At 67.1% G+C, this 25,589-nt stretch carries 27 protein-coding genes; 17 read left to right on the top strand and 10 right to left on the bottom strand.

Features of this window, described 5'->3' with window-relative positions; translation table 11 throughout:
• Positions 1-94: 94 nt before the first annotated feature.
• The 3 genes from secG to BJ960_RS07625 all read left to right on the top strand — a co-directional run bounded on the left by secG (position 95) and on the right by BJ960_RS07625 (position 2,817).
• The gene (gene secG, locus BJ960_RS07635) at positions 95-343 is read left to right on the top strand and encodes a preprotein translocase subunit SecG (RefSeq protein ID WP_121071970.1); all 249 of its coding nucleotides are present in this window, start codon (positions 95-97) and stop codon (positions 341-343) included.
• Between the two features lie 23 nt (positions 344-366).
• Positions 367-732 (top strand): RNA polymerase-binding protein RbpA, encoded by a 366-nt coding sequence (locus tag BJ960_RS07630; RefSeq protein WP_121071968.1) that lies wholly within the window; start codon positions 367-369, stop codon positions 730-732.
• 129 nt (positions 733-861) lie between these two features.
• Positions 862-2,817 carry an acetoacetate--CoA ligase gene (locus BJ960_RS07625; RefSeq protein WP_185986843.1) on the top strand — a complete coding sequence of 652 codons (1,956 nt, stop codon included), beginning with the start codon at positions 862-864 and terminating at the stop codon, positions 2,815-2,817.
• Positions 2,818-2,889: 72 nt separating this feature from the next.
• Here the strand turns inward: BJ960_RS07625 and BJ960_RS07620 are convergent, their stop codons facing one another.
• From BJ960_RS07620 to tkt, 3 genes are read right to left on the bottom strand one after another with little or no spacing between them, the layout of a single operon-like run.
• Entirely contained in the window at positions 2,890-4,407 is a 1,518-nt protein-coding gene (locus BJ960_RS07620) for a glucose-6-phosphate isomerase (RefSeq protein WP_185986842.1), read from the bottom strand.
• Positions 4,404-5,513 (bottom strand): transaldolase, encoded by a 1,110-nt coding sequence (tal, locus tag BJ960_RS07615; RefSeq protein WP_185986841.1) that lies wholly within the window; start codon positions 5,511-5,513, stop codon positions 4,404-4,406. Before tal ends, BJ960_RS07620 begins: the two co-directional genes overlap by 4 nt.
• A 28-nt stretch (positions 5,514-5,541) precedes the next feature.
• On the bottom strand, positions 5,542-7,629 hold the full coding sequence (gene tkt / locus BJ960_RS07610; protein ID WP_185986840.1) for a transketolase: 2,088 nt from the start codon (positions 7,627-7,629) through the stop codon (positions 5,542-5,544).
• A gap of 105 nt (positions 7,630-7,734) precedes the next feature.
• On the opposite strand from tkt, the gene BJ960_RS07605 reads away from it, so the two are divergent.
• Together BJ960_RS07605 and BJ960_RS07600 are read left to right on the top strand one after the other, a co-directional pair.
• Entirely contained in the window at positions 7,735-8,667 is a 933-nt protein-coding gene (locus BJ960_RS07605; protein ID WP_237463478.1) for a heme o synthase, read from the top strand.
• A 94-nt stretch (positions 8,668-8,761) separates the two neighbouring features.
• Positions 8,762-9,736 (top strand): IS481 family transposase, encoded by a 975-nt coding sequence (locus BJ960_RS07600; protein ID WP_185986838.1) that lies wholly within the window; start codon positions 8,762-8,764, stop codon positions 9,734-9,736.
• 124 nt (positions 9,737-9,860) lie between these two features.
• On the opposite strand, the gene BJ960_RS07595 is transcribed toward BJ960_RS07600, so the two are convergent.
• Positions 9,861-10,772: a COX15/CtaA family protein gene (locus BJ960_RS07595; RefSeq protein WP_185986837.1), complete on the bottom strand. Its 912-nt coding sequence runs from the start codon at positions 10,770-10,772 to the stop codon at positions 9,861-9,863.
• 231 nt (positions 10,773-11,003) lie between these two features.
• On the opposite strand from BJ960_RS07595, the gene sufB reads away from it, so the two are divergent.
• From sufB to BJ960_RS07565, 6 genes are all read left to right on the top strand, one after another.
• Positions 11,004-12,422, top strand: coding sequence for a Fe-S cluster assembly protein SufB (sufB, locus tag BJ960_RS07590; protein WP_119283766.1), 1,419 nt, complete (start codon positions 11,004-11,006; stop codon positions 12,420-12,422).
• Between the two features lie 2 nt (positions 12,423-12,424).
• Positions 12,425-13,603 (top strand): Fe-S cluster assembly protein SufD, encoded by a 1,179-nt coding sequence (gene sufD / locus BJ960_RS07585; RefSeq protein WP_121071958.1) that lies wholly within the window; start codon positions 12,425-12,427, stop codon positions 13,601-13,603.
• The gene (locus BJ960_RS07580) at positions 13,603-13,935 is read left to right on the top strand and encodes a non-heme iron oxygenase ferredoxin subunit (protein ID WP_121071956.1); all 333 of its coding nucleotides are present in this window, start codon (positions 13,603-13,605) and stop codon (positions 13,933-13,935) included. The genes sufD and BJ960_RS07580 overlap by 1 nt, the downstream gene beginning before the upstream one ends.
• Positions 13,932-14,690, top strand: coding sequence for a Fe-S cluster assembly ATPase SufC (sufC, locus tag BJ960_RS07575; RefSeq protein ID WP_121071954.1), 759 nt, complete (start codon positions 13,932-13,934; stop codon positions 14,688-14,690). Before BJ960_RS07580 ends, sufC begins: the two co-directional genes overlap by 4 nt.
• Positions 14,691-14,713: 23 nt before the next feature.
• Positions 14,714-15,100 (top strand): metal-sulfur cluster assembly factor, encoded by a 387-nt coding sequence (locus BJ960_RS07570; RefSeq protein ID WP_220663207.1) that lies wholly within the window; start codon positions 14,714-14,716, stop codon positions 15,098-15,100.
• A gap of 177 nt (positions 15,101-15,277) precedes the next feature.
• Entirely contained in the window at positions 15,278-16,876 is a 1,599-nt protein-coding gene (locus tag BJ960_RS07565) for an ABC-F family ATP-binding cassette domain-containing protein (protein WP_121071952.1), read from the top strand.
• Here the strand turns inward: BJ960_RS07565 and BJ960_RS07560 are convergent.
• The 4 genes from BJ960_RS07560 to BJ960_RS07545 are packed head-to-tail and all read right to left on the bottom strand — an operon-like array spanning position 16,873 to position 19,339.
• Positions 16,873-17,850: a cutinase family protein gene (locus BJ960_RS07560; protein WP_185986836.1), complete on the bottom strand. Its 978-nt coding sequence runs from the start codon at positions 17,848-17,850 to the stop codon at positions 16,873-16,875. The genes BJ960_RS07565 and BJ960_RS07560 overlap by 4 nt on opposite strands.
• The gene (locus BJ960_RS07555; protein WP_185986835.1) at positions 17,843-18,700 is read right to left on the bottom strand and encodes an SURF1 family cytochrome oxidase biogenesis protein; all 858 of its coding nucleotides are present in this window, start codon (positions 18,698-18,700) and stop codon (positions 17,843-17,845) included. The genes BJ960_RS07560 and BJ960_RS07555 overlap by 8 nt, the downstream gene beginning before the upstream one ends.
• On the bottom strand, positions 18,693-18,929 hold the full coding sequence (locus BJ960_RS07550) for a hypothetical protein (RefSeq protein ID WP_307814732.1): 237 nt from the start codon (positions 18,927-18,929) through the stop codon (positions 18,693-18,695). The genes BJ960_RS07555 and BJ960_RS07550 overlap by 8 nt, the downstream gene beginning before the upstream one ends.
• On the bottom strand, positions 18,926-19,339 hold the full coding sequence (locus tag BJ960_RS07545; protein WP_221936286.1) for a DUF3099 domain-containing protein: 414 nt from the start codon (positions 19,337-19,339) through the stop codon (positions 18,926-18,928). Before BJ960_RS07545 ends, BJ960_RS07550 begins: the two co-directional genes overlap by 4 nt.
• A 112-nt stretch (positions 19,340-19,451) precedes the next feature.
• Between BJ960_RS07545 and fabG the strand changes: the two genes are divergently transcribed.
• Positions 19,452-20,171, top strand: coding sequence for a 3-oxoacyl-ACP reductase FabG (gene fabG / locus BJ960_RS07540; RefSeq protein ID WP_121071944.1), 720 nt, complete (start codon positions 19,452-19,454; stop codon positions 20,169-20,171).
• Between the two features lie 17 nt (positions 20,172-20,188).
• Here the strand turns inward: fabG and serB are convergent, their stop codons facing one another.
• Entirely contained in the window at positions 20,189-20,827 is a 639-nt protein-coding gene (serB, locus tag BJ960_RS07535; protein WP_185986834.1) for a phosphoserine phosphatase SerB, read from the bottom strand.
• Positions 20,828-20,856: 29 nt separating this feature from the next.
• Here serB and BJ960_RS07530 point away from each other — a divergent pair, with 29 nt between their 5' ends.
• Complete coding sequence (locus BJ960_RS07530) at positions 20,857-21,651, top strand: ABC transporter ATP-binding protein (protein WP_185986833.1); 795 nt, start codon at positions 20,857-20,859, stop codon at positions 21,649-21,651.
• 158 nt (positions 21,652-21,809) lie between these two features.
• The gene (locus BJ960_RS07525; RefSeq protein WP_121071938.1) at positions 21,810-22,058 is read left to right on the top strand and encodes a type B 50S ribosomal protein L31; all 249 of its coding nucleotides are present in this window, start codon (positions 21,810-21,812) and stop codon (positions 22,056-22,058) included.
• A 100-nt stretch (positions 22,059-22,158) separates the two neighbouring features.
• On the opposite strand, the gene BJ960_RS07520 is transcribed toward BJ960_RS07525, so the two are convergent.
• Positions 22,159-22,857: an exonuclease domain-containing protein gene (locus tag BJ960_RS07520; RefSeq protein ID WP_185986832.1), complete on the bottom strand. Its 699-nt coding sequence runs from the start codon at positions 22,855-22,857 to the stop codon at positions 22,159-22,161.
• 147 nt (positions 22,858-23,004) lie between these two features.
• Here BJ960_RS07520 and BJ960_RS07515 point away from each other — a divergent pair, with 147 nt between their 5' ends.
• From BJ960_RS07515 to BJ960_RS07505, 3 genes are read left to right on the top strand one after another with little or no spacing between them, the layout of a single operon-like run.
• Positions 23,005-23,892: an alpha/beta fold hydrolase gene (locus BJ960_RS07515; protein ID WP_307814733.1), complete on the top strand. Its 888-nt coding sequence runs from the start codon at positions 23,005-23,007 to the stop codon at positions 23,890-23,892.
• Complete coding sequence (locus BJ960_RS07510) at positions 23,889-24,773, top strand: TrmH family RNA methyltransferase (protein ID WP_185986831.1); 885 nt, start codon at positions 23,889-23,891, stop codon at positions 24,771-24,773. The genes BJ960_RS07515 and BJ960_RS07510 overlap by 4 nt, the downstream gene beginning before the upstream one ends.
• Complete coding sequence (locus tag BJ960_RS07505) at positions 24,770-25,588, top strand: phosphatase PAP2 family protein (protein WP_259125060.1); 819 nt, start codon at positions 24,770-24,772, stop codon at positions 25,586-25,588. Before BJ960_RS07510 ends, BJ960_RS07505 begins: the two co-directional genes overlap by 4 nt.
• Position 25,589: the final 1 nt, after the last annotated feature.

Here is a 25,589-nt window from a genome sequence, read left to right as displayed (position 1 = left end):
TCACCAGACACTTCTGTCCCGCTCCCGCCCATTTCTCGGACGCGGGGTATACTGGAGGCTGACTTATTGCGCCTCGCTGCGAAAGGCACCTATCTTGCTCGTACTGAAGATCGCCCTGATCTCGCTGCTCGTCCTCACGAGCCTGCTGCTCATCCTGTTCGTGCTGCTCCATAAGGGGCGCGGTGGCGGGCTCTCCGACATGTTCGGTGGCGGCGTCACGTCGAGCCTCGGGTCGTCAGGTGTCGCAGAGCGCAACCTCAATCGCCTCACAGTGATCGTCTCACTGGTGTGGTTTTTCTCGATCGTGGGCATCGGCCTCGTCGATCGTTTCACGCTTATCTAGCATTTCTCGAAAGCAGGTCACCCGTGGCAGGCAGTAACGCCATTCGCGGTGCACGCGTTGGATCCGGCCCAATGGGCGAAATGGATCACGGCGTGCGCGCAGAACGCAAGAAGGTCTCGTACTGGGACGCGCTCGGTAACGAGACGGTCCGCTACTTCGCGGCAGACGTCTCCGACGAGGACATCCCGGAGCAGATCGATTCGCCGTCGACCGGGCTTCCCGCCGGTCAGGATCAGAACAACCCGCCGGAGCTCGCAAAGAACGAGCCCTACAAGACGCACCTCGCGTACGTGAAGGAGCGGCGCACGCCGGAGGAGGCTGAGGAGCTGCTCGAGGCCGCCCTCTTGAAGCTCCGCCAGCGCCGCGGAACCGCGAAGCTCACCGCGTAGTTCCGGTCGCCAGCTGAACGCGTGGCCCCCGCCTCTTGGGTGGGGGCCACGCGTTTTTTGTTCGGCAGACACTCCGAGAACGTGTCTTAGGATGAAGAGACAGAGACGTTCGCAAAGGAATAGGTAGCAATGACGCAGCCCCAGTGGAGCCCGACACCCGAAGCAATCGACACCGCGAAGATCACTGAGCTCACGAGATGGTTCGTCGCGCACAGCGGACTGGATCCGGCGGCGGTCGGCGACTACGGCCGGCTCCAGGAGTGGTCGGTCGCGCAGCCCGGAGCGTTCTGGGCTGGGGTCGCAGAGTTTCTCGACGCGGGCTTCGTTGACCAGCCCACCGCTGCCCTGACAGGCACCGGGATCCGCGACGCGGAGTGGTTTCCGGGGGCGACAGTGAACTTCGCCGATCGACTGCGCCTCGGCGCCCCCTCACAGCCGGCAGTCATCGTCGAGTACGAGGACGGCCGCGTTGAATCGCACACCTACGAGGCCCTCCGAGGCGACGTCGCCGCGTTTGCCGGCTACCTTCGAAGCGTCGGCGTCGGCAGGGAGGACCGCGTCGTCGGCTACCTCCCGAACAGTTACGAGGGCGTCGTCGCCTTCTACGCGACCGCGAGCATGGGTGCGATCTGGTCGCAGACAGGCATCGACTACAACGCGCCGGCGGCAGCGGATCGGCTCGGGCAGCTCGACGCGAAGGTGCTCGTCAGCGGCACCGGCTACGTGTTTCGTGGCGCCGAGTTCGATCGCTCGGCAGAGGCGACCGAGCTGCTCGCCCTGATGCCCACCGTGGAGCACACGGTCTCCGTGCCAACGCTCCCGGGCGCGGCCGGGGTCGACGGCGCGGTGAGCTGGGCGGAGGCCATCGCCGCGGGCGGCCAGCCTGACTTCCAGCCGGAACCCGTCCCGTTCGCGCACCCGCTGTGGGTGCTGTTCACGTCGGGTACGACGGGCAAGCCGAAGGGCATCGTGCACGGGCACGGGGGAGTGCTCCTTGAGCAGCTGAAGTCGCTTGCGCTGCAGTCCGAGCTCACGGCGGGCGAGACCTTCTTCTGGTACACGACGCCGAACTGGATGATGTGGAACATCCAGGTGAGCAGCCTGCTCTTCGGGGCGACCGCGGTGCTGTACGTCGGCGATCCCATCTACCCGGGGCCGGAGAAGCTCTGGCAGCTGGTTGACCGTCACGGCGTGAACGTGTTCGGCACGAGCCCCGGTCAGATCCTCGCCTCCGCGGCCGCGGGCATTGACGTCCCCGAGTGCGCGGAGCTTCGCCTCATCTCGAGCACCGGTTCCCCGCTCCCGGCGGCTGCAAACCAGTGGGTCCGTAGCGTGTTCGGTGACCGCGTACCCGTGAACTCAGTGAGCGGCGGCACGGACATCGTTGGTGGGTTCGTCGGCGGCTCGCCGATCACTCCGGTGTGGGACGGCGAGATTTCCGCACGCACCCTCGGCGTCGCCCTCGAGGTCTGGGACGATTCGGGACGCCCGCTGATCGACGAGGAGGGCGAGATGGTCATCACGCAGCCGCTGCCCTCGATGCCGCTGCGGTTCTGGAACGACCCCGACGGCAGCCGATACCACGACGCCTACTTCTCGACCTTCGACGGGGTGTGGCGACAGGGCGACTGGGCGACCCTTACCTCGCGCGGGACCGTCATCATGCACGGCAGATCGGATGCGACGCTCAACCGGCGCGGGATCAGGCTCGGCAGCGCGGAGATCTACGCCGCCGTCGAGGAGCTTCCGGACGTGCTCGATTCGCTCGTGATCGGCATCGACCGGACGGACGGCGGGTACTGGATGCCGATCTTCGTCGTGCCGTCAGAGTCGTGGGAGGACGGCGAGTCAGAGCGGCGGATCAGAGAGGCCGTCGCGACGCGCGCCTCAAAGCAGCACGTCCCCGACGAGGTCATTCTCACGCCGGCCGTGCCCCGCACGCGCACGGGAAAGAAGATGGAGGTGCCGATCAAGCGGATCCTGCTCGGCGCCGATCCCGCGGCGATCGGCTCGATCGACTCGACCGACCAGCCGGAGGCGCTGCGCTGGTTCCAGAGCTTCGCGGCCGACCACCCGGTGAACTAGCCTCCGCCGCCCGCGACGTCGGCCGGGACCGCCCGGAGCGATCTCGGCCGGCGCCGCGAGGACCGATGCCGGCTAGTTCGCGGCGATGAGTTCGCGAAGCAACGTGGCAGGGTCGCTGGTCTCGACCGAGAGCACGGCGCGGCCGCGCGCGCGAAGCACCGATGCGTCACCGCGCGCCTGCGCACCAAAGAGCGCGCCAAAGCCCGTCTCCTCACCAGGAATCGCGACCTCGCGCGCACCCGTCTCGATGATCTGCAGGAACGTGCCGCAGCTCGGGCCGCCCTTGTGGAACTGCCCGGTGGAATGCAGATAGCGTGGCCCGTAGCCCAGCGCAACGGGGACTCCGAGCTCGTTCACGAGTGACTGCCTGAGGCGTCCGAGCAGTTCGGCGACGTGCGCGTCGCTCGGGTCGACATACGCCTGAATGCCGACGTACCCGTCGCGGCGCACGAGTGCGCGCAGCCGTGCCCGTGTCTCGGCGGGGGAGGGAACCTCGGTTGTCGGCTCCGGGGGCTCGCCGAGCGACTCACGGGTCGCGATCTTTGCGGATTCGACGTCCGGCTGGTTGAACGGGTCGACGGCGAGCAGGAATCCCATCGCCGCCGTGGCGACCTGCCACAGCAGCAGCTGCTGTCCGAGCGGGGCGGCGATCCCGATTCCCGGCCCGTCTGACTGTTCGCCGGCGGAGAGCCGAACGAGGGTCGCGGTCGCGGCGCCGCTCGGCGTTGCGCCGGTCGGCAGCGCGATGGGGAACACACCCGTGCTCTGCTTACCGGTCGACTCAGCGACGAGCTGCTCGGTCCACAGCCCGAACTCGTCGGGGAGCGACGCATCCGACTGGAGTTCCGCAACGAAGCGCTGCGGGAGGCCGGAGGCGAGCGCGGCCGCGAGCACGAGCGCTGGATTGTCGGCGTTGTCGACGCTAAGCGCGTCGCGCACCCGCGCGCCGTCTCCGACGAGCCGCGACATGTCGGCCCCGGCCAGCATCGATGGCACGATCCCGAACGCGGTGAACACCGAGAATCGACCGCCGACGTTCGGATCGGCGAAGACAACGCGCTTGCCCGTCTCCGCCGCATCCGCGGCAAGCGCGGAGCCCGGGTCGGTGACGATCACGATCCTGCTGTGCGGATCGATCCCCGCGCCGGCGAAGGCCGCCTCAAAGGCGTGCATCTGGCTGACGGTCTCGACGGTGCCGCCCGACTTGGAGCTCACGATCACGGCTGTGCGCGAGAGGTCGCTCTCAAGCGCGCGGCGCACCGCGTCGGGGTGGGTCGAGTCGAGGACGGTGAGTTCGGGGGCGATCATGAGCGGCGCAAGGCTCGAACCGCCCATGCCGCACAGCACGAAGTTGTCGACGCCGTCGGCGGCGAACGCTTGGGCGATACGGCGGGTCTGCTCGACGACCTCGGCGGCGTTGTCCGCGAAGTCGGTCCAGCCGAGCCTGCTCGCCGCCTCGGCGGCGGCGGCTTCGCCCCAGAGCGTCGCGTCTTGCGCGAACAGCCGGGAGGCGAAGCGCGCCTCGAGGAGTGAGTCGAGGCTTCGCGCGAACGCGGCGTCCCGGCTCACTCCGGTGAGGTTGATTGTCACGCCGACGCCCTCAGAGCGCCCGTCACTGTCTCGACGAGGTCGTCCCAGGAGGCGTCAAACTTCGAGAGGCCCTCGACCTCAAGCTTCTCGGTGACCTCCACGTAGTCAACCCCCTGGGCGTCGATGAGGTTGAGCACCTGGTTGGCCTCGCCGTAGCTGCCGCTCACGCGGTCGCCCTGCACCTCGCCGTGATCGGCGAGGGCGTTCAGCGTCGCCTCCGGCATCGTGTTCACGGTGTTCGGCGCTGCGAGCTCGGTGACGTAGAGCGTGTCGGGGAGATTCGGATCCTTCACACCCGTCGACGCCCACAGCGGGCGCTGCGCGTGTGCGCCGAGCTCGAGGAGCATTTTTGCGCGGTCGCTGGCGAACGACTGCTCGAACACCTCGTACGCGAGGCGCGCATTCGCGACGCCAGCCTGGCCCTTGAGCGCGCGCGCCTCCTCAGTGCCAACGGCCTCGAGGCGCGCGTCGATCTCCGAGTCGACACGCGACACGAAGAACGAGGCGACCGAGTGGATCTTCGAGATGTCGACCCCGGCGGCGCGCGCCCGCTCGAGCCCGACCAGGTACGCGTTGATGACCTGGCGGTAGCGCTCGAGGCTAAAGATGAGCGTGACGTTCACGCTGATGCCTGCCGCGATGACCTCGGAGATCGCTGCAAGCCCCTCGATTGTCGCGGGGATCTTGATCATCGCGTTCTCGCGATCGACCTTCGCCCACAGCTCCTTGGCCTGCGCGACCGTGCCGGCGGCGTCGCGGGCGAGACCGGGCTCGACCTCGATGGACACGCGGCCGTCCCGGCCATCGGTCGCGGCGAAGACGCCCGCGAAGATGTCGCAGGCGTCCGCGACGTCCGCGGTCGTTAGCTCCGTGATCGTCGCGGCGGCGTCGAGCCCGCGCTTCGCGCAGTCGGCGATGCGATCCGCGTAGCCGACGGCCGAGCCGATCGCGTTCTGGAAGATCGTCGGGTTCGTCGTCACGCCGACGACGTTCACAGTCTCGGCGAGCTCGGCCAGCTGGCCGCTCTCGATCCTGGTGCGGGAGAGGTCGTCCAGCCAAATGCTGACGCCGACGTTACTGAGTGCCTGAGTGCGCTCGTTGCTCATGGGTGCTCCTTCGATGCAGTCTGTGTGGCTAGTTCGCGAGCGACTCGCGCGCGGCGGCCACGACGGCATCCGTCGTGATCCCGAACTTCTCGAACAGCGTGACGTAGTCGGCCGAGGCGCCGAAGTGCTCGATCGACACGGACCGGCCGCGATCGCCGACGTAGCGCTCCCAGCCGAGCGAGAGGCCGGCCTCGACGCTGACGCGCGCGGTGACTGCCGCGGGCAGCACGCTCTCGCGGTACTCGTCGGTCTGCTCGGCGAACCACTCGAGCGACGGCGCGGACACGACGCGCGCGCCGATGCCGTCGGCGGCGAGTCGCTCACGCGCCTCGACCGCGAGCTGCACCTCGGAGCCTGTCGCAATGAGGATCACGTCGAGCGACCCAGTTGCGCTGTCGGCGAGCACGTACGCGCCTCGGCGCACGCCCTCTGCCGCCGCCTCGTGCGAGGCGAACTCGCCGCCGCGGGGGAGTACCGGCACGTTCTGGCGGGTGAGCGCGATGCCCGTCGGGCCCGCGTGGCGGGTGAGGATCTCGTGCCACGCGATCGACACCTCGTTCGCGTCCGCGGGGCGGACCATCGTGAGGTTCGGGATCGCGCGCAGCGTCGCGAGCTGCTCGATCGGCTGGTGCGTCGGGCCGTCCTCGCCGAGGGCGATCGAATCGTGCGTCCACACGAAGATGCTCGGCACGTTCATGAGCGCCGCGAGACGGACCGCCGGGCGCATGTAGTCGCTGAAGATGAGGAAGGTGCCGCCGTAGCTGCGGGTCTTGCCGTGCAGCTGGATGCCGTTGAGAATCGAGCCCATCGCGTGCTCGCGGATACCGAAGTGCAGCACGCGGCCGTACTGGTCTCCGGACCAGGTGCTCGTCGAGTGGCTCGCGGGAACGAACGAGGGGACGCCGGGGATCGTGGTGTTGTTCGAGCCGGCGAGGTCGGCGGAACCGCCCCAGAGCTCGGGCATGATCGGGCCGAGCGCCGCGAGCACCTTGCCACTCGCCGAGCGGGTCGCGACGCTGTCACCGGGTTCGAACGTCGGGAGCGCCTCGAGTGCGCCCGCGGGCAGCTCCTGGGCCTCGATGCGGTCGAACAGCGCCTTGCGCTCGGGGTTCTGCGCGGCCCACGCGTCGAACGACTCCTGCCAGGCCTTCCGGCCAGCGGCGCCGCGGTCGACTGCCTTGCGCGAGTGCTCGATGACCTCCGGCGCGACGCTGAAGTGCTCCTCGGGGTTGAAGCCGAGGGCCGTCTTCAGGCCCGCGAGCTCCTCGGCGCCAAGCTTGGCGCCGTGGATGCCGCCAGTGTTCTGCTTGCCGGGGGAGGGCCAGCCGATGATGGTCTTGAGGATGATGAGCGACGGCTTCGTCGTCTCGGCCTTCGCCGCCTCGATGGCGTCATTCAGCTCGGCGACGTCCTCGACGTAGGTACCGGTCTTCTTCCAGTCGACCTCGATGACCTGCCAGCCGTAGGACTCGTAGCGCATCGCAACGTCCTCGGAGAACGAGATGTCCGTGTCGTCCTCGATCGAGATCTGGTTCGAGTCGTAGATCGCGATGAGGTTACCGAGCTCCTGGTGGCCCGCGAGCGAGGAGGCTTCGGCGGTGACGCCCTCCTGGAGGTCGCCGTCGCCGGCGATGACGTAGATGTTGTGGTCGAAGGGGCTCGTCCCGGGCGCGGCCTCGGGGTCGAACAGGCCGCGCTCGTAGCGGGCGGCGTAGGCGAAGCCGACAGCCGAGGCGAGGCCCTGGCCGAGCGGACCGGTCGTGATCTCGACGCCGTCGGTGTGACCGTACTCCGGGTGGCCGGGCGTCTTCGAGCCCCACGTGCGGAGCGCCTTGAGGTCGTCGAGCTCGAGGCCGTAGCCCCCGAGATAGAGCTGGACATACTGGGTGAGCGACGAGTGGCCGACCGAGAGGATGAACCTGTCGCGCCCGATCCACTTAGCATCGCTCGGGTCGTGCCGCATGACCTTCTGGTGCAGCAGGTACGCGACGGGGGCGAGGCTGATCGCCGTCCCCGGGTGGCCGTTCCCAACCTTCTCAACGGCGTCTGCCGCGAGCACCCGCGCAGTGTCTACCGCGCGATCGTCGAGCTCTGTCCACTCAAGTCCGTTAGCCAATGGCCTGCCTTTCCCGCAACCAATCCTGTGCGCCCGGTGGCGCCGCACATGCGCCCAGCGCGCACTCCCATCAATCCTACCGATAGCCCAGGTACTATGGCCCCGATGTCTACGAAGATTTCTCCGCCCGCCCAGGCTTCGGACGCGATCCAGAGGCGCTCGTTCTCCCGCACCGTCAAGGCATACGTGTCGTTGACCAAGCCGCGGGTGATGGAACTCCTCCTCGTCGTGACGGTTCCGGCGATGATCCTCGCCGAGCGTGGCCTTCCCAGTCTGTGGCTCGTCATCGCGACGCTGCTTGGCGGTGCGATGAGCGCTGGCTCCGCTGGCGCGTTCAACTGCTACATCGACCGCGACATGGATCGCAAGATGAAGCGCACCCAGGGACGCCCCCTCGTGACCGGCGAGATCTCAGACCGTGGGGCGCTCGTGTTCGCGTGGGTGCTCGGCGTGTTGTCGGTGGGCTGGCTGTACCTCACGACGAACTGGCTGGCGGCCGCGCTCTCGGTCGCGGCGATCTTCTTCTACGTGGTGATCTACACGCTCGTGCTCAAGCGGCACAGCGAGCAGAACATCATCTGGGGCGGCATCGCCGGGTGTTTCCCAGTGCTCATCGGCTGGGCCGCCGTCACGGGGTCGCTCGACTGGCCCGCGTGGGTCTTCTTCCTCATCATCTTCCTGTGGACGCCTGCCCACTACTGGCCGCTGTCGATGCGCTACCGCGACGACTACGCCGAGGCGGGTGTCCCGATGCTTGGGGTCGTCCGCGGCCGCACCACCGTCGGGTTGCAGGTCATTTTGTACGCGTGGGCGACCGTCGTGTCGAGCCTGCTGCTCATTCCCGCAGCCGATATGGGGTGGACCTACACGGTCGGCGCACTTGTCGTCGGTGGCTACTTCATCGTCGAAGCACACAGCCTGTATTCGAGCGCGATCCGCGGCCGCGAGGGAAAGCCCATGCGCGTGTTCCACGGTTCCATCGCGTATCTGTCGGTGCTGTCGATCCTGATCGCCGTGGATCCGCTGCTGCCGTTCTAGCTGTACTGACCCGGAGGGTTGTTGACATAGGAGAGACCTTCGTTGTCGAGTTGGAGCTGTCTAGTTCCCCTACTCGCTCAAACGAAGGTCTCTCATGTCTCACGCTAATGCCCGGCTCGCTCCTGCCGGTAGAATGATCCTGGTCCAACGCATTCAATCGGGTCGCCCTGTCGCTCATGTTGCCTCGGAGATGGGAATCTCGCGCACGACTGCGTGGCGGTGGTGGCGCAGGTTCCAGGAAGCCGGGGTTACGGGATTACGGGATCGGTCGAGCGCGGCCAGGTCGCATCCGCGGCGCACTCCCGGATGCATGGAGACCCGGGTGCGGATCGTGCGCGCGCTCACCAGACGTGGCCCGGTATTCATCGCGGGCAAGCTCGGCATGCACGCCTCGACAGTCGGGCGGGTGCTGCGTCGCCATCACACCCCGTTGTTACGTGAACTTGATCCCGTGACTGGGATCAGGATCCGTGCGGAACGACGGTCCGCGAACCGATACGAACACGAGTATCCGGGCTCGTTGATCCATATCGATGTGAAGAAGCTCGGCCGTATCCCTGACGGCGGTGGGTGGCGGCTCCATGGGCGCAGCGAACGTCCGAACCGGAAACGAGGACAAGGGTACGACTACGTCCACACCGTGATCGATGACCACTCTCGTGTCGCGTATGCCGAGATCCACGACGACGAGAAAGGCGTGACCGCGGCCGGTGTCCTTGAACGCGCGATCGGGTTCTACGCGTCGCTTGGGGTACGTGTTGAGCGTGTCATCAGCGATAACGCGTTCGCGTACCGGCACTCCGCCGCGTTCAGAGACGTCGTCACCCAGCACAGTATTCAGCACCGGTTCATTCGCCCGCACTGTCCCTGGACCAATGGGAAAGTCGAACGCCTCAACCGCACTCTCGCGACAGAGTGGGCGTACGCGAGACCCTGGACTTCTAACGACGAACGTCGAGCAGGATTGACGGCCTGGCTTGACTACTACAACCTAGACAGAGCTCACCTCGGCATCGACGGTCAAACTCCCATCGACCGAGTCAACAACGGTCGAGGTCAGTACATCTAGCGCCGCCCCTGCGGGCCCAGCCTGCGGGCCAAACACATCAACCTCTCGCGCACACATCTTCTTTGGTCATGTAAAGATGTGCGCTCGAGAGGTTGATGTGTTGTGAGCCGGGTCTGCCTCGCGCCTACTCAGCGACCGGGCGCTTGAGGCGCAGCACGGTCACCGTTGTCGTCGCAGCGGTGAGCGCCGCGAGCACCATGTGCACCCCGACGAGCACGGGCGGCAGCCCATTACGGGCCTGGTATACGCCAACCAAGATCTGGACGACAAGCACCGCGAGGAGCGTCATGGTCCAGGGGAGTGGGCGCAGCTTCCGCGAGTAGGCCCAGGCGACAAGCGTCACGACGAGGGCGAACGTCACATACCCGGGCCACGCATGCAGGTGGCTCAGGAAGGTCGCGTCGAAGCCGTCGCGCACCACGTTCTCGTCGCCCGAGTGCGGGCCGTTGGCCGTCGTGATGACACCCATGATGATGACGATCGCCATCGCGAGGGTAGTGACGTGCGTGAGGATCGCGAAGCCCTTCGGCACCGCCCGCTCCCTGGCGCCCCCGCGCTCGTACATCCGAGCAAGGTAGGCCGCCGCGATGCAGACGATGATGAGCGACACCGTGTAGTGGAAGCCGACGAGCACTGCCGCGAGTTCCTCCCAGACGATGAAGCCGCCAACGACGGCCTGCAGGAGCACCAGGCCGAGCACGAGCCACGACAGCACGGACAGATCCTTGCGCTCCGCGCGAATGCGCCAGGTGAGGATCACGACCGCAAGCGCCGCGAGCAGCAGCGGGCCGCTGATCGTCCGGTTCCCAAACTCGATGAGCGCGTGGTACGACAGCTCCTCGGTCGGCACGAGCGAACCCGGGGTGCACAGGGGCCACTCAGTGCACCCCAAGCCGGAGCCGGTGAGGCGCACGGCGCCGCCGGTCGCGATGATGAGCACGTTGAGCACAAACGAAGCCCAAGCGGCGAAGGGTAGGAAGCGTGGCAGCTGGGTTCGAGCGGGACGGGTAGCGGTCACGCTGGTTGCGCCTGACACGGGGTCTCCTTAACTTTTAAGCTCCCAGTGAAACACGCCAGTCTCGCCCGTTTTTATGCGAAAGCCTGTAGACTTAGAAGCTGTGGTTTAGTGCGGCTATTCGAAACGTCTGACGATTCGTCAGCTCGTCTCGTTTGTCCGACGCCCAGACTACTGCACCATCGCAGGGAACCATCCGAGAGCACTTGGGGACATGGTTCTCGGTAGCGCGAAATGAGAGAGGGAGAGATCATGCCTGAGGTACTGATCGACCGCCCCGAGCTCGAAGGCCTCGGCCAATACGAGTTCGGCTGGCACGACAGCGACGAGGCCGGCGAAACGGCGAAGCGTGGACTGAGTGAAGAGGTGGTTCGCAACATCTCGGCGCTGAAGAACGAGCCCGAGTGGATGCTCGAACGCCGTCTGAAAGCGCTGCAAATCTTTGATCGCAAGCCGATGCCCACCTGGGGTGCAGACCTCACTGAGATCGACTTCGACAACATCAAGTACTTCGTCCGCTCGACCGAGAAGCAGGCGACGACCTGGGAAGAGCTGCCCGACGAGATCAAGGAGACCTACGAGCGTCTCGGCATCCCCGAGGCTGAGCGCCAGCGCCTCGTCGCGGGCGTCGCAGCGCAGTACGAGTCGGAGGTCGTCTACCACCAGATCCGCGAGGATCTCGAGGAACAGGGCGTGCTCTTCCTCGACACTGACACCGCGCTCAAGGAGCACCCGGAGATCTTCAAGGAGTACTTCGGCACTGTCATTCCGTCGGGCGACAACAAGTTCGCCGCACTGAACACGGCCGTCTGGTCGGGCGGGTCGTTCGTTTACGTCCCGAAGGGCGTGCACGTCGAGATCCCGCTCCAGGCCTACTTCCGCATCAACACGGAGAACATGGGCCAGTTTGAGCGCACGCTCATCATCGCCGACGAGGACAGCTACGTCCACTACATCGAGGGCTGCACCGCCCCGATCTACAAGTCGGACTCGCTGCACTCGGCAGTTGTCGAAATCATCGTGAAGAAGAACGCCCGCGTTCGCTACACGACCATCCAGAACTGGTCAAGCAACGTGTACAACCTCGTCACGAAGCGCGCGATCGCCGAAGCCGGCGCGACGATGGAGTGGGTTGACGGCAACATCGGGTCGAAGTACACGATGAAGTACCCGTCGATCTTCCTCACCGGCGAGCACGCCAAGGGCGAGACGCTGTCCGTCGCGTTCGCCGGCCCCGGCCAGCACCAGGACACGGGCGCGAAGATGATTCACCTCGCACCGCACACCAAGTCGTCGATCCTCGCGAAGTCGATCGCCCGCGGCGGCGGCCGCTCGGGCTACCGCGGCGAGGTCCGCATCGAGGCGAACGCGCACCACGCCGCGAACTCGGTGGTGTGTGACGCGCTGCTCGTCGACACGATCTCGCGGTCCGACACCTACCCGGCGATCGACATCCGCACCGACGACGCAACCCTTGCCCACGAGGCGACAGTCACCCGCGTGAGCGAGGAGCAGCTGTTCTACCTCATGAGCCGTGGCCTGTCGGAGGAGGAGTCGATGGCGATGATCGTCCGCGGCTTCATTGAGCCCATCGCTCGCGAGCTCCCGATGGAGTACGCGCTCGAACTGAACAAACTCATCGAGATGAGCATGGAAGGATCCGTCGGTTAACGATGACTACGCTGCAAACTGAACAGCACGGTGCGAAGGCACACAGCGATGGTGACTGGGACAACCGCGCGCCGGTGCAGACCCGTTCGGACCGGCTGAAGTCCGCGAACCTCGCAGACTTCCCGGCGATCACCGGCCGCGAGGTCAACTGGAAGTTCACCCCGGTCGCCGAGATCGCGGCGCTCACCGGTGGCGAGCTCGCGAACTCGAACTCGGCGCTTGAGGTCTCCGAGGCGGAGGGCGTCGAGGTCTCGAGCATCGCGATGGACTCCGAGCTCGTTGGCCGCGCCGGCCTCCCGGAGGACCAGGCCGCGGCGAACGCGTGGGGCCAGGTCGGCACCGCGCAGCGGATCCTGCTCACCAGCCAGGAACGCCAGACCGTCACCGTGAAGCGCAGCGCGCTCACGAGCGAGCCTGCCGCCGCGCACACCATCATCGAGGCTGCCCCGCAGTCCGACACCGTGGTGATCCTCGAGAACTCGGGCGACGCGAACCTCACGGAGACCGTCGAGATCGTCGTCGGTGACGGCGCGACCCTCAAGGTCGTCTCGATCCACGAGTGGAATGACGATGCGATCCACGTCGCGACGCACAACGCGACCGTCGGCCGCGACGGCAACCTCCAGCACATCGTGGTCTCGCTCGGCGGGAAGATCGTGCGAGTGAACCCGTCAATCCACCTCGACGGCCAGGGCGCGAACGGCGAGGCCTACGGCGCGTACTTCGCTGACGCGGGCCAGCACCTCGAGCACCAGGTGTACATCGATCACAACGCCCCGCACACCCGCAGCCGCGTCGCCTACAAGGGCGCGCTGCAGGGCGAGGGCGCTCGCGCCGTCTGGATCGGCGACGTGCTGATCCGCCGCGTCGCGACCGGCACCGATAGCTACGAGGAGAACCGCAACCTCACCCTCACCGAAGGCACGCGCGCGGACTCGATCCCGAACCTCGAGATCGAGACTGGCGACATCGAGGGTGCCGGCCACGCGTCGACCACCGGCCGGTTCGACGAAGAGCACATCTTCTACCTCCAGAGCCGCGGCATCTCCGAGGACGAGGCTCGTAAGCTCGTCGTTCGCGGGTTCCTCATCGACGTCATTCAGCGCATCGGCAACGAGCAGATCGAGGAGCGCCTCCAGGCGGCGATCGAGTCCGAGCTCGAGCAGAGCGTGCTTGCGTAATGGCACGACAGAAGGCGATTGCGCTCTCGGACCTCGTCCAGGATCAGGCCACCAGGGTCGTCCTTGACGGGGTTCCGATGGCGGTCGTGCTCGACGGCGAAGGCAACGTGCACGCCATTGGCGACACCTGCACCCACGGAGAGATCAGCCTCTCCGAGGGCTTCGTTGACGGCGACACGCTTGAGTGCTGGGCGCACGGATCGGCGTTTTCGCTGTGCACCGGCAAGCCACTGAACCTTCCGGCTTACGAGCCGGTTCCCGTTTACGTCGTCGAGATCGAAGACGGCGACATCTTTATTGACCCCACTGTTACGAAAGAGATTGAACTATGAGCTCCGTTCTCGAGATCAAGGACCTGCACGTCAGCGTTGAGACTGACCAGGGCGCCAAGGAAATCCTCAAGGGCGTGAACCTCACCCTCAAGCAGGGCGAGACCCACGCAATCATGGGCCCCAACGGCTCGGGCAAGTCGACGCTCGCCTACGCGATCGCCGGCCACCCGCGCTACGAGGTCACCAGCGGCTCGATCCTGCTCGACGGCGTCGAGGTCACCGAGATGGAGGTCGACGAGCGCGCGCAGGCAGGTCTGTTCCTCGCGATGCAGTACCCCGTCGAGATCCCCGGCGTGACCAACGCGAACTTCCTCCGCACCGCGAAGACTGCGATCGACGGCGAGGCGCCGGCCATCCGCAGCTGGATGGGCGAGGTCCGCGACGCGATGAAGAACCTGCGCATGGACGAGTCCTTCGCGGCGCGTAACGTCAACGAGGGCTTCTCGGGTGGCGAGAAGAAGCGCAACGAGATCCTGCAGCTCGAGCTCCTGAAGCCGAAGTTCGCAGTCCTCGACGAGACCGACTCGGGCCTCGACGTTGACGCGCTGAAGATCGTCTCGGAGGGCGTGAACCGCGCCAAGGATGCCACCGGCCTCGGTGTCATGCTCATCACGCACTACACGCGTATCCTCCGCTACATCAAGCCCGACTACGTGCACGTGTTCGTCAACGGCCGCGTCGCAGAGCAGGGCGGCCCGGAGCTCGCAGATCGTCTCGAGGCTGAGGGTTACGACCGCTTCCTCGTTGACGCCTAAGTCAAAGGGCGTAGGCTACTCGTATGAGTGAAGAGACCACCACTGAGACGGGAGCGGAGGCGGCGACCGCCGTCGCCTCGGCCCCCGTGTCGATCGATCCTGATTTCCGGGAGCAGGCAGTCGAGGCGTTGAAGAACGTCTCCGACCCCGAGCTCGGTGTGAACATCGTCGACCTCGGCCTCATCTACGATCTCGCGTATGACGAGGAGAACGACGCGCTCGTCATTTCGATGACGCTCACGAGCGCGGGCTGCCCCCTCACCGACGTGATCGAGAACGACATCGCCGAGTCGCTTGACGGCCTCGTCGCCGCGTTCCGCATCAACTGGGTGTGGATGCCGCCGTGGACGCCAGCGCGGATCACGGACGATGGTCGCGAGATGATGCGGGCCCTGGGCTTCAACATCTGATCGTCGCGTTCGAGGACGGGTGCCGCCAGAACTTCACGGTTCTGGCGGCACCCGTTTTTCGCGTCTCGGGGGCGCGGTGCAGCGCAGTTCGCCCTCAGAGATGCGGTGACGCCGACTCGGGTAGACTGGATAGGTTGCCCTGCGAACGCCGGGCCGACCCAGTTCAGGAGCGTACCCGTGATTGTTGTAGAAGATCTCGCCATCGACGTTGGCGCGCGCCGCCTCATGGGCGAGGTCTCATTCCGTGTGCACCCGGGGGACAAGATCGGGCTCGTCGGTCGAAACGGTGCCGGCAAGACCACGCTCACGCGCACCCTGTCGGGGGAGCTGCAGCCCGCCGAGGGGTCGATCAAGGTCACCGGCGAGCTCGGATTCCTGCCACAGGATCCGCGCACCGGCGATCCCGAGCAGCTCGCGCGGCACCGGATCCTCGACGCGCGCGGTCTCGGGACCCTGAACAAGAACATCGCGAAGGCCTCCGAGGAGATGGGGTCGGACGACCCGAAGATCGCCGAGAAGGCGATGAAGCGGTTCGGGAACCTCACGGACAGGTTCCAGGCGCTCGGCGGGTACGCGGCCGAGGCAGAGGCCGCGTCAATCTCGCACAACCTCGGCCTGCCCGACCGGATCCTCGACCAGCCCCTGAAGACGCTCTCCGGCGGCCAGCGCCGCCGCATCGAGCTCGCGCGGATCCTGTTCTCGGACGCCGACACCATGATCCTCGATGAGCCGACGAACCACCTCGACGCCGACTCGATCGTGTGGCTCCGCGAGTTCCTGAAGAACTACAAGGGCGGCGTCATCATCATCTCGCACGACATCGACCTCGTGGGGGAGACGGTGAACCGCGTCTTCTACCTCGACGCGAACCGGCAGGTCATCGACGTCTACAACATGGGCTGGAAGCTGTACCAGCGACAGCGCGCCGCCGACGAGGAACGCCGCCGCAAGGAGCGCGCGAACGTCGAGAAGAAGGCGTCCGCCCTGAAGGATCAGGCCGCGCGCTTCGGCGCGAAGGCCTCCAAGGCTGCGGCTGCGCACCAGATGGTCGCGCGCGCCGACAAGATGCTCGCGGGCCTCGAGGAAGAGCGCCAGGTGGATCGGGTCGCGAAGCTCCGCTTCCCGGACCCCGCGCCGTGCGGCAAGACGCCGATCATGGCTGAGGGACTCTCGAAGTCGTTCGGATCGCTTGAGATCTTCGCGGGCGTCGACCTCGCGATCGACCGCGGCTCGAAGGTCGTCATCCTCGGGCTCAACGGCGCGGGCAAGACGACGCTGCTGCGCATCCTCGCGCAGGTTGACGAGCCAGACACGGGAACGATCGTCGCGGGCCACGGCCTGAAGGTCGGCTACTACGCGCAGGAGCACGAGACGCTCGACGTGAAGGCGAGCGTGCTGCAGAACATGGTCTCCGTGTCGCAGCACCTCACCGAGACGGAGGCGCGCAAGGTGCTCGGTTCCTTCCTGTTCACCGGCGACGACGTGCTGAAGCCGGCGGGGGTGCTCTCGGGCGGCGAGAAGACCCGACTGGCGCTCGCGAAGCTCGTCGTGTCGAGCGCGAACGTGCTGCTGCTTGACGAGCCGACGAATAACCTCGACCCTGCAAGCCGCCTCGAGATTCTCGACGCCCTCGCCCACTTCACCGGCGCGGTCGTGCTCGTATCGCACGACCCCGGAGCCGTCGAAGCGTTGAATCCCGAGCGCGTGCTCATCATGCCCGAGGGCACCGAGGATCACTGGTCGAAGGAGTACCTCGAGCTCATCGAGCTCGCCTAGGACTCGCCCTCGGCGGCCGCGCGCTCGCGCACGTCGGCGGGTGCATCGTCTCGCGTCTCGGATTCGTCGGCTCGTCGCTCGGCGTCGCCCCGCTTCTCGGCGGCGTCGGTCTTCGGTATCGGGCCGAGCCTGGTGATGACGTACGCGGCGCCGTCCGCCTGCATGCCGTTGTCGTAGTAGGCGACGTGGCCCGCCTCCTCGACCGACAGCGTCGACTGGCAGATGAAGTCGTCCGCGACACAGTAGTCCCGCATGCGCCCCTCGTACGGCGTAAAACTGCCTGGCGGGCGCGGGAGCAGCCCGTTCACGTCGGGGGAGAAGCTGCCGTAGCCCGTTGGGTCGGCGCCCACAAACCGCGGGTTGCCGTACAGCACGACGGCGAGCACCCGCTCGGCAGCGGCCTCGGTGACCTCACCCACGGCCGCGCCGACGAGGCGCGCGTCGGGGGCGGCGAGTGCGTCCCCGATCACGAGCGCTCCCTGCGAATAGCCGAGCAGGATCGTGCGCTGCTCCGGGCACGCCTCCGCCTGCACGTTGAGGGTGTCGATCAGCGTCCGGGCGCCGAGCGTCGCCCCAGCGTTGATCTCGGTATCCGCGGGGTAGTCGAGGTCGAGCCGCAGCGTCTCGTCGGGGCGTGCCTCCTCAATGGCCCGCGCCACGGGGCCGAGGAGCTGCTTGCGGCTCGGCTCGCCCGTGCCGCGGGCCGTGACGATGAGGTAGGGGGTGCAGTCGAGCGGCTCGACAATCGGGTCGGGGTGTTCGCTCGCACTGTACTCGTCGACGACGTCGGGGGCGACTGGCTCGGACGTGACCTCGGTGAGGGCGTTGCGTGTTGCCGCGGGATCGGGCTCGGGCGCGCAGCCGACAAGCACGCTGAGGGCCGCGAGCGCCGCGCCGACGGCGACCCCGGCGGGAACGCGGCGACGTTGCGAGCGCGCGACGCCGCCGCGCGGGGACGTGTGCTCGCTAGGCATCGAGCAGCGCATCCTCCACGTCCGCGTCGCTCGGGCCGCGCCGCCGCTTGCGCGCGTGCGACTTCTCCTCCATCTCGCGAACCTCGTCGCTGCCCGCGTTGAGGTTCTTGTACTCCTGCCGCGCGGCATAGGCGACACCGATGGCGGCGATGAGGATGAACACATACCACTGCAGCGCGTACGACAGATGCGGGCCCTCGTCGCGCTCGGGCTTCGGCGGGAGCACGCCGTGCTCGGCGGCAGGCGTCTCGGACACGAGCATGCCGTACGCCCCCGAGTACACCTCACCCTGCACGCCGGTGACCTCGGCGATCTCCGGGACGTTGATGCTTGCGACGGTCCGGCCGGCCGAGCTGCGGCCGTCAACCTCGGGTTCGCTCGCGCGGAGCCGGGTCACGACCTCGACCGTGCCGGCGGGAGGCTGCGGCAGCGTCGCGAACGCGTCCTCGATGTCGGTGCCGCTCGCGGCAACCCAGCCGCGGTCGACGAAGAAGACCTTGCCGTCGGTCGTGCGGAACGGCACGATGATGTCAGCGCCGACGCCGTCGGGCCCCGGGCGGTTGCGCGACAGCACGGCCGAGTCCTCGTAGCTGCCTTCGAGCGTGACTGTCAGCCACTTGTGCTCGTCGATATCGAAATCCGTCGGGTGTGGCAGCGCTTCGGCGATCGGGACGGGATCGGCGCCGTAGTTGCGGTCGATCCGCGAGATCTCGTCGCGGGCCTGCGCCCGACGATCAAACTGCCAGTTGCCGAGATACACGCACGCGATCGCGAACACAACGAGCAGCGCAAAGTACCCAATCCAACGCTTCGAATACAGGAACGACCAGCCAACGCGCGCCTCAGTCATCGAGCTCTCCTACGGTCAAGACCTGCAGCGGGAAGCTCCGGTCGGTGAGAAATGCGGCGAGAACCTCGCGGTGTTCGTCGCACGCGAGCCAGGTCTTCCGGCGATCCTGGGTGTGAATCTTTGGGTTGCGCCAGACGAGCGCCCACGCGGCCTCGTCGCGGCAGCCGGCCCGAGAACACGTGTGTTGGTGTTCGAGCGGCGCGCCGAGGCTCAAGCCTGAAAATGTCACGCGGTCTCCTCCTCGGAGGCTTGATGGGCGCTCGGCGGAGGCGTCGACGACCGTCGCACGGGGTCGACGTCGACAATGAGCAACTCGCTCGCCGCCTCCGGCTCGTGCGGCGTCTCCGGCTCGGCCGTGTCGCCGGGGGACAGCTCGAGCGGGTCTGGCGCCGCCACTGTCTCTTCGCCGCCGTAGGCGACGGCGTTGCCCACCATCACGGCGAACCAGGGGAGCACGATCGCCCCCACAATAGGAAAGACGAGCCACCAGCCCGTCACCCAGAAGAGCGACAGCACGCAGGCGAGCCGGAGCGTCATCGCGATGAAGTACATCTTCATGCGGTGAGCTCGATCCTCGGTCGGGTTCACCCCGGCCGAGGTCACCCTGTAGCTCGGCGTCTCGCCGCTCTTTCTTGGCATCGGCTCCCTCATTTACAACAGCCATCAGTTTACGTCGTTGGGGCGGGTGCTGCCTGAGGATCGCCGCAGTCTCGCGTTCAGGCGACATGCGCCATTCGCTAGGCTGATCGACATGAACGCAAGCATCACCCCACGCACCGTCCTCATCACCGGCGGCAACCGCGGCATCGGCTACGCCATCGCGGAGCGCATGATCGCGGACGGCCACCGCGTGGCAGTCACCTCCCGCTCCGGCGAGGGGCCGGAGGGCGCGCTCACCGTGCGCGCCGAGATGACCGATTCCGCGTCGATCGACCGCGCCTTCACCGAGGTCGAGGAGAAGCTCGGCTCCGTCGAGGTCCTCGTCGCGAACGCCGGCATCACGCGCGACACCCTGCTCCTGCGCATGTCGGAGGAGGACTTCACCGAGGTTATCGACACGAACCTCACGGGGACCTTCCGTGTCGTGAAGCGCGCGTCCAAGGGGTTGCTCAAGCAGCGCTTCGGCCGCGTGATCCTCATCTCCTCGGTTGTGGGCCTCTACGGCTCGGCGGGACAGATCAACTATTCCTCGTCGAAGGCGGCGCTCGTTGGTTTCGCCAGGTCGCTCACCCGCGAGCTCGGCGGTCGCGGCATCACCGCGAACGTCATCGCGCCGGGATTCATCGACACCGACATGACGGCGGTGCTTCCCGAGGCACAGCAGCAGCAGTACCTCGCGTCGATCCCCGCGGCCCGGTTCGGCCAGGTCGCAGAGATTGCCGGCGCGGCATCGTTCCTCGCCGGCGACGACGCGGCCTACATCTCTGGCGCCGTGATCCCCGTCGATGGCGGCCTCGGCATGGGGCACTAGCCCCGCGACGCCCGGGCCTAGGTCAGGCGATCCAGCAGCGGGATCGCCTGACCGAGGTCGCCCTCGATCGACACGTCGGCCTGTTCCCGGACGATCGGCTTCGCGTTGTAGCCGACACCGATCGCTGCGACAGCCATCATCTTGAGGTCGTTCGCGCCGTCGCCGATCGCGACGGTCGCCGAGAGCGGGATTCCGCTCGCCTCGGCCCACTCGGCGAGCGCCACAGCCTTCGCCTCCGCGTCGATCACCGGACCAACGGTGCGGCCGGTGAGCGCGCCATCGGCGACTTCGAGCCGATTCGCTCGCCAGAAGTCGAGACCGAGATCCTCAGCAATCGGGTCGAGCACCTCGTGGAATCCGCCAGACACGACCCCGACCTTGCCGCCACGCTCGTGCACCGCCGCAATGAGTTCACGGATACCGGGGGAGAGGCGCACCCGCGCGTACGCCTGCCCGAACACGGCCTCCGGCGTCCCGGTCAGGGTGGCCACCCGCTCGGCAAGACTCTCGGCGAAGTCGAGCTCGCCGCGCATCGCCCGCTCGGTCACCTCGGCGACGAGTTCGCGCGTGCCTGCCGCGTCGGCGAGGAGCTCAATGACCTCGTCTTGGATGGTCGTGGAATCGCAGTCGAGAACGACGAGTGGGGTAACGCTCATGGCACCAGTCTAGAGATAGGCTTAGGGTCATGACGACCGTGCTGAGCCTCACCGACGCGAGCTACATTCGCAATCGCCGACCGATTCTTGACAGCGTGAACTGGCAGGTCGACGACAGCGAACGGTGGGTTATTCTTGGCCCGAACGGTGCGGGCAAGACGACGATCCTGAAGCTCGTCACGGCGAACGATTTCCCGACGACGGGCACCGTCGACGTGCTCGGGCATCGCCTCGGCAAGGTCGACATCTTCGAGTTGCGCGCGCGCCTGGGCTTCGTGTCGAGCGCGACCGCGCGGCGCATCCCGCCGAACGAGCTTGTGCGCGACGTCGTCCTCACCGCGGCCTACTCTGTCGAGGGGCGCTGGAACGAGGAGTACGACGCGATCGACGTGCGCCAGGCGGATCGCGTACTCGCGGAGTGGGATCTGCTTGAGCTCGCCGATCAGCCGTTCGGGACGCTCTCTGATGGCGAGCGGAAGCGCACCCTCATCGCGCGCGCCGTGATGACCGATCCTGAACTGCTGCTGCTCGATGAGCCGAGCGCGAGCCTCGACCTCGGCGCCCGCGAGCGCCTGCTGCAGATGCTGTCAGGATTCGCGCAGTCGCCGTACTCGCCGGCAATGGTGATGGTCACCCATCACGTCGAGGAGATCCCGCCAGGGTTCACGCACGTGATGCTCGTCAACGGTGGCACCGTCCAGGCGGCGGGACCGATCGCCGAGACCCTGACCGCGGAGAACCTCGAAGCGACGTTCGGCATGCCGTTCGAGCTCACCGAGTCGGGCGGCCGGTACGCTGCGACGGCTCGCGCAGCCGCTCACTAGCCACTTTTTCATCCGACACGCGGTTCCCAACACGCCCCAAGGTCGGCACGAGCCGATTCGATCTGCTAATATTGATCCTTGGTGCGGTGACGCCGCAAGACTTCTGCGTTCGGCCATTCCGCCGAAACAGCGAGACGCAACATTATCGAAGGACAGTCATGAAGACCGAGATTCACCCCGAGTACAACGCCATCGTGTTCCGCGACCTTGCGTCGGGGGAGACCTTCCTCACGCGTTCGACTCTCACGAGCGACAAGACCATCGAGCTCGACGGCGCTACCTACCCGGTACTCGACGTTGAAATCTCGAGCGCTTCGCACCCGTTCTACACGGGCAAGCAGCGCATCATGGACTCGGCCGGCCGCGTCGAGAAGTTCAACCAGCGCTTCAAGGCATTCGGCGCGTAAGCAGCCTGAATCCGCGAACGGGCGGGCGATCCTCACTGGATCGCCCGCCCGTTCGCTATTCTGCGGCGGCGACGCGAGTGTCGCGCCGCCGCCCGTCACGCTAGCTCCGGATCGGCCACGCCCCGTCGGCAACGAAATTCGGATCGCGCACACGCCGCATGTAGTCCTGGAAGTTCTCGGCCTGGGCGCGTGCCCATTCCGCCTGCGCGGCGTGCAGCGCCTCGAGATCGTCGGGCAGCGTCGACGCGTACTTCCGCGCGAGCTGTTGCATGACCTTGCCCGAGGCGATCGCATCCTCGCCCGCGTCGTGGGCGTTGCCGAGTTCGACCCCGTAGTGCTCCGACACCGCAACGAGCGTGCGCTTGCCCTTGCGGAAGCGGTCGAGCTGCTTGTCGATGATGAGCGGGTCAAGCACCGGCGCGATCGCCGCGCCCGCAACGCCGTAGCGCCGCTGCTCGGCCGCAAGCAGCGACAGGTCGTACGGCGCGTTGTAGACGACCAGTGGGAGGCCGCGCTCGATGAGTTGCGCGATGCGTTCGGTGATCTGAGCGATGCCGACGGCGGCATCGATGCCGCTTGAGCGCGCAACCTCCGTCGTAATCCCGTGCACCCGCACCGCAGAATCGGGAATCTCGACGCCGGGGTTCAGCAGCCAGTCGTAGCGTTCGGTGATCTCGCCGTTCTCGCCGAGAATCGCGAGCGTCGCACTCACGATGCGCGAGGTGTCTGTCTCGACGCCTGTCGTCTCGGTGTCGAACACCGCAAGCTGGGCTGCCCAGAGGGGGAGTGAGTCGTTCACTGTGATCCTTTCGCCTGTATCGATAGTAGCGAGGCCGGGCCGCTGCGCGACAGCCGCGCAGGCCCCGGGAGGGGCGTCCGCGGCTTCCAGCGTGCCCCCGGCGCGTGTGCAGAGGAGTGCCAGCCTGCGCCAGGTAGCATCTACTCTGTGCCAGAACACCCGCCCCACCTCATCCCCACGCTCGGCGTAGATACCCGAGACTGGATCTTTGGCGACCCCGCAGGAGCCCCCGTGATCCTCGTCCACGGATTCCGGGGCGACCACCACGGCCTCCAGGGCATCGCCGCGGGGCTTGCCGCGACAGCACCGGGCTTCGCGTTCCACGTGCCCGACCTCCCTGGATTTGGTCAGACCCCGGCGCTCCCGGGGCGCACCCACGATCTCGCCGCGTTTGGCGAGTGGCTGGTGGCGTTCAGTCGCGAGGTCGCGCCGCAGGGCGCCATCATCCTCGGGCACTCCTTCGGCTCTCTCGTGGTCAGCTCGGCGCTCGCCCAGGGGGCCGACTCCACGCGCACGATCCTCATCAACCCGATTTCCGCGCCCGCGCTCGAGGGGCCGCAGGCCGTCCTCACCCAGCTCGCGATCGCGTATTACCGCATCGCCAACGCGCTGCCGGAGCGCGCCGCGAAGGGACTGCTCGGCAACACGCTCATCGTGCGCGGCATGAGCGAGGTGATGGCGAAGACCCGTGACCGAGAGCTGCGCGCCTGGATCCATGACCAGCACGACCGGTACTTCTCGTCGTTCTCGGACTCACGTTCGCTCCTCGAGGCCTTCCGCGCCTCCGTCTCGCACACCGTCGCCGAGCACGCGGCCGCCTACGACATGCCGACGCTCATCATCGCGGGGGAGCGGGACGATATCACCCCGCTCGCGAAGCAACTCGATCTGCAGCGGATGATCCCAAACGCGGAGCTTCTCATTCTTCCCGGCACTGGGCACCTCGTGCATTATGAGGCGGTCCGAGACACCGTCGAGCGCATCGCACAATTTCTGCAGGCTGTCCCTGCCACAGCCTCGGAGACAAGCGCGTGAGAATCATCCACATCGATGACATTGCTTCCCCCGAGCTCGCCGACTTCACGCAGCTCACCGACGTCGCGCTGCGGCGCGTGCGGGAACCGGCGGAGGGGCTCTACCTCGCCGAGTCGCCGAAGGTGATCGAACGCGCGTTGCGGGTCGGGCACCGGCCGCGGGCGCTGCTCATGGTCGCCGAGTGGCTCGAACGCGTCGGGCCGCTCCTCGAGGCGTACCCAGACGTGCCGGTCTACATCGGAGCGCCCGAGCAACTGGAGCAGCTCACCGGTTTCAACATGCACCGCGGGGCGATCGCCTCAATGCACCGCCCCGAGCCGCTCGACCCGGCAGACCTGCTGCGGGCCTCGTCTCGCGTCGTCGTGCTCGAAGACCTCGCCGACCACACGAACGTCGGCGCTGTGTTCCGGTCGGCCGCGGCGCTCGGCGCCGACGCCGTACTACTCACCCCAGGCTGCGCCGATCCGCTCTACCGCCGCGCGGTTCGCGTGAGCATGGGCGCTGTGCTGCAGGTGCCGTGGGCGCGCCTCCCAGACTGGCGCGAGGCGGGCCCGCTGTTTCGCGAGCTCGGGTACGACCTCACCGCCTTCGCGCTGCGGGACGACGCCGAGGACCTCGCGGACTTCGTCGAGGATCTGCCGGAGCGTCTCGCTCTCATGTTCGGCACGGAGGGGCCTGGGCTGTCTCGGCGTGCGCTCGCGTCTGCGGCCCGCACCGTGCTCATCCCGATGGAGCACGGCGTCGATTCGCTGAACGTCGCGACCGCGGCGGCGCTCGCGATGTGGGCGGTGCGCACGGGGGACCAGCGAGCGGGCGCCAAGCGTCCGGCGGGCGACTCCGCTCGCGCTCAGTCGCATCTCGTCGGTGAGGCTCCGGCGTGAGCATTCCCGTCGCGTCGACCGCTCACCGGCGGCTGCGGGTCCTCTGGATTCTGCTGTTCTGGCTCATCATCGGCGCGGGCGCGTACATTTTCGGCGTCCTGAGTTCCACTGGCCAGGCCGTGGAGGATCACGTGCTCGCGGGCTCCGAGTTCAACACCCATCCGCCGGCGCCCCTCAGCTTGGTCTCGCCCTTCGCTATCGGCGTCGCGCTGGTCGCGCTCGGGCTTGTCGCCCTGTGGGTGCATGGAATTGGGCGCGCGTTGACGGTGACACTGGTCCCGGCCATCGCGATCGTCGCCTCCCAGCTCCTGAAGTCTGAGGTGCTCGGGCGACCCGACTTCCTCACCCTCGCTGCGGAGAACACATTCCCCAGCGGGCACATGACAGTGTTTGCGACAGTCGTCGGGGCCGCGATCTTCGCGTTCCCGCGGCGCATCCAAGCGTTTGCAGCGGTCGGGGGAGCGGTGCTACTGAGCGTGGTGAGCTGGCAGCTTCTCGCGTACGGCTGGCACCGCCCAAGCGACGTTCTCGGGGCGCTTGCGCTCGCCGGCGCGGGCTTTGCGGCTGTCACGCTCCTGACCCCGCTGCAGCGCCCGTCCGGGGTGTGGCTGCTGCGCACGGCATCGATTGGTCTCGCGCTCGCCGGCTGGCTCGCCGCTGGCATCGCCATTGTGCTCACGCTGATCGCCTGGCAGTCTGGGAGCACCGACATGATGCTGAACGCCGGGCAGGCCGGCTGCATCGGCCTCTCGCTGCTTGCCGCGCACTCGTTGCTGCGGCTCGCAGTGCTTGCGCACTCACCCAAGGGAGGATAGC

This window comes from Leucobacter aridicollis (assembly GCF_013409595.1).
Taxonomy (GTDB): domain Bacteria; phylum Actinomycetota; class Actinomycetes; order Actinomycetales; family Microbacteriaceae; genus Leucobacter; species Leucobacter aridicollis.
Note: the sequence above shows the minus strand (reverse complement) of the source record. Positions and strands in the feature narration are given on the sequence as shown.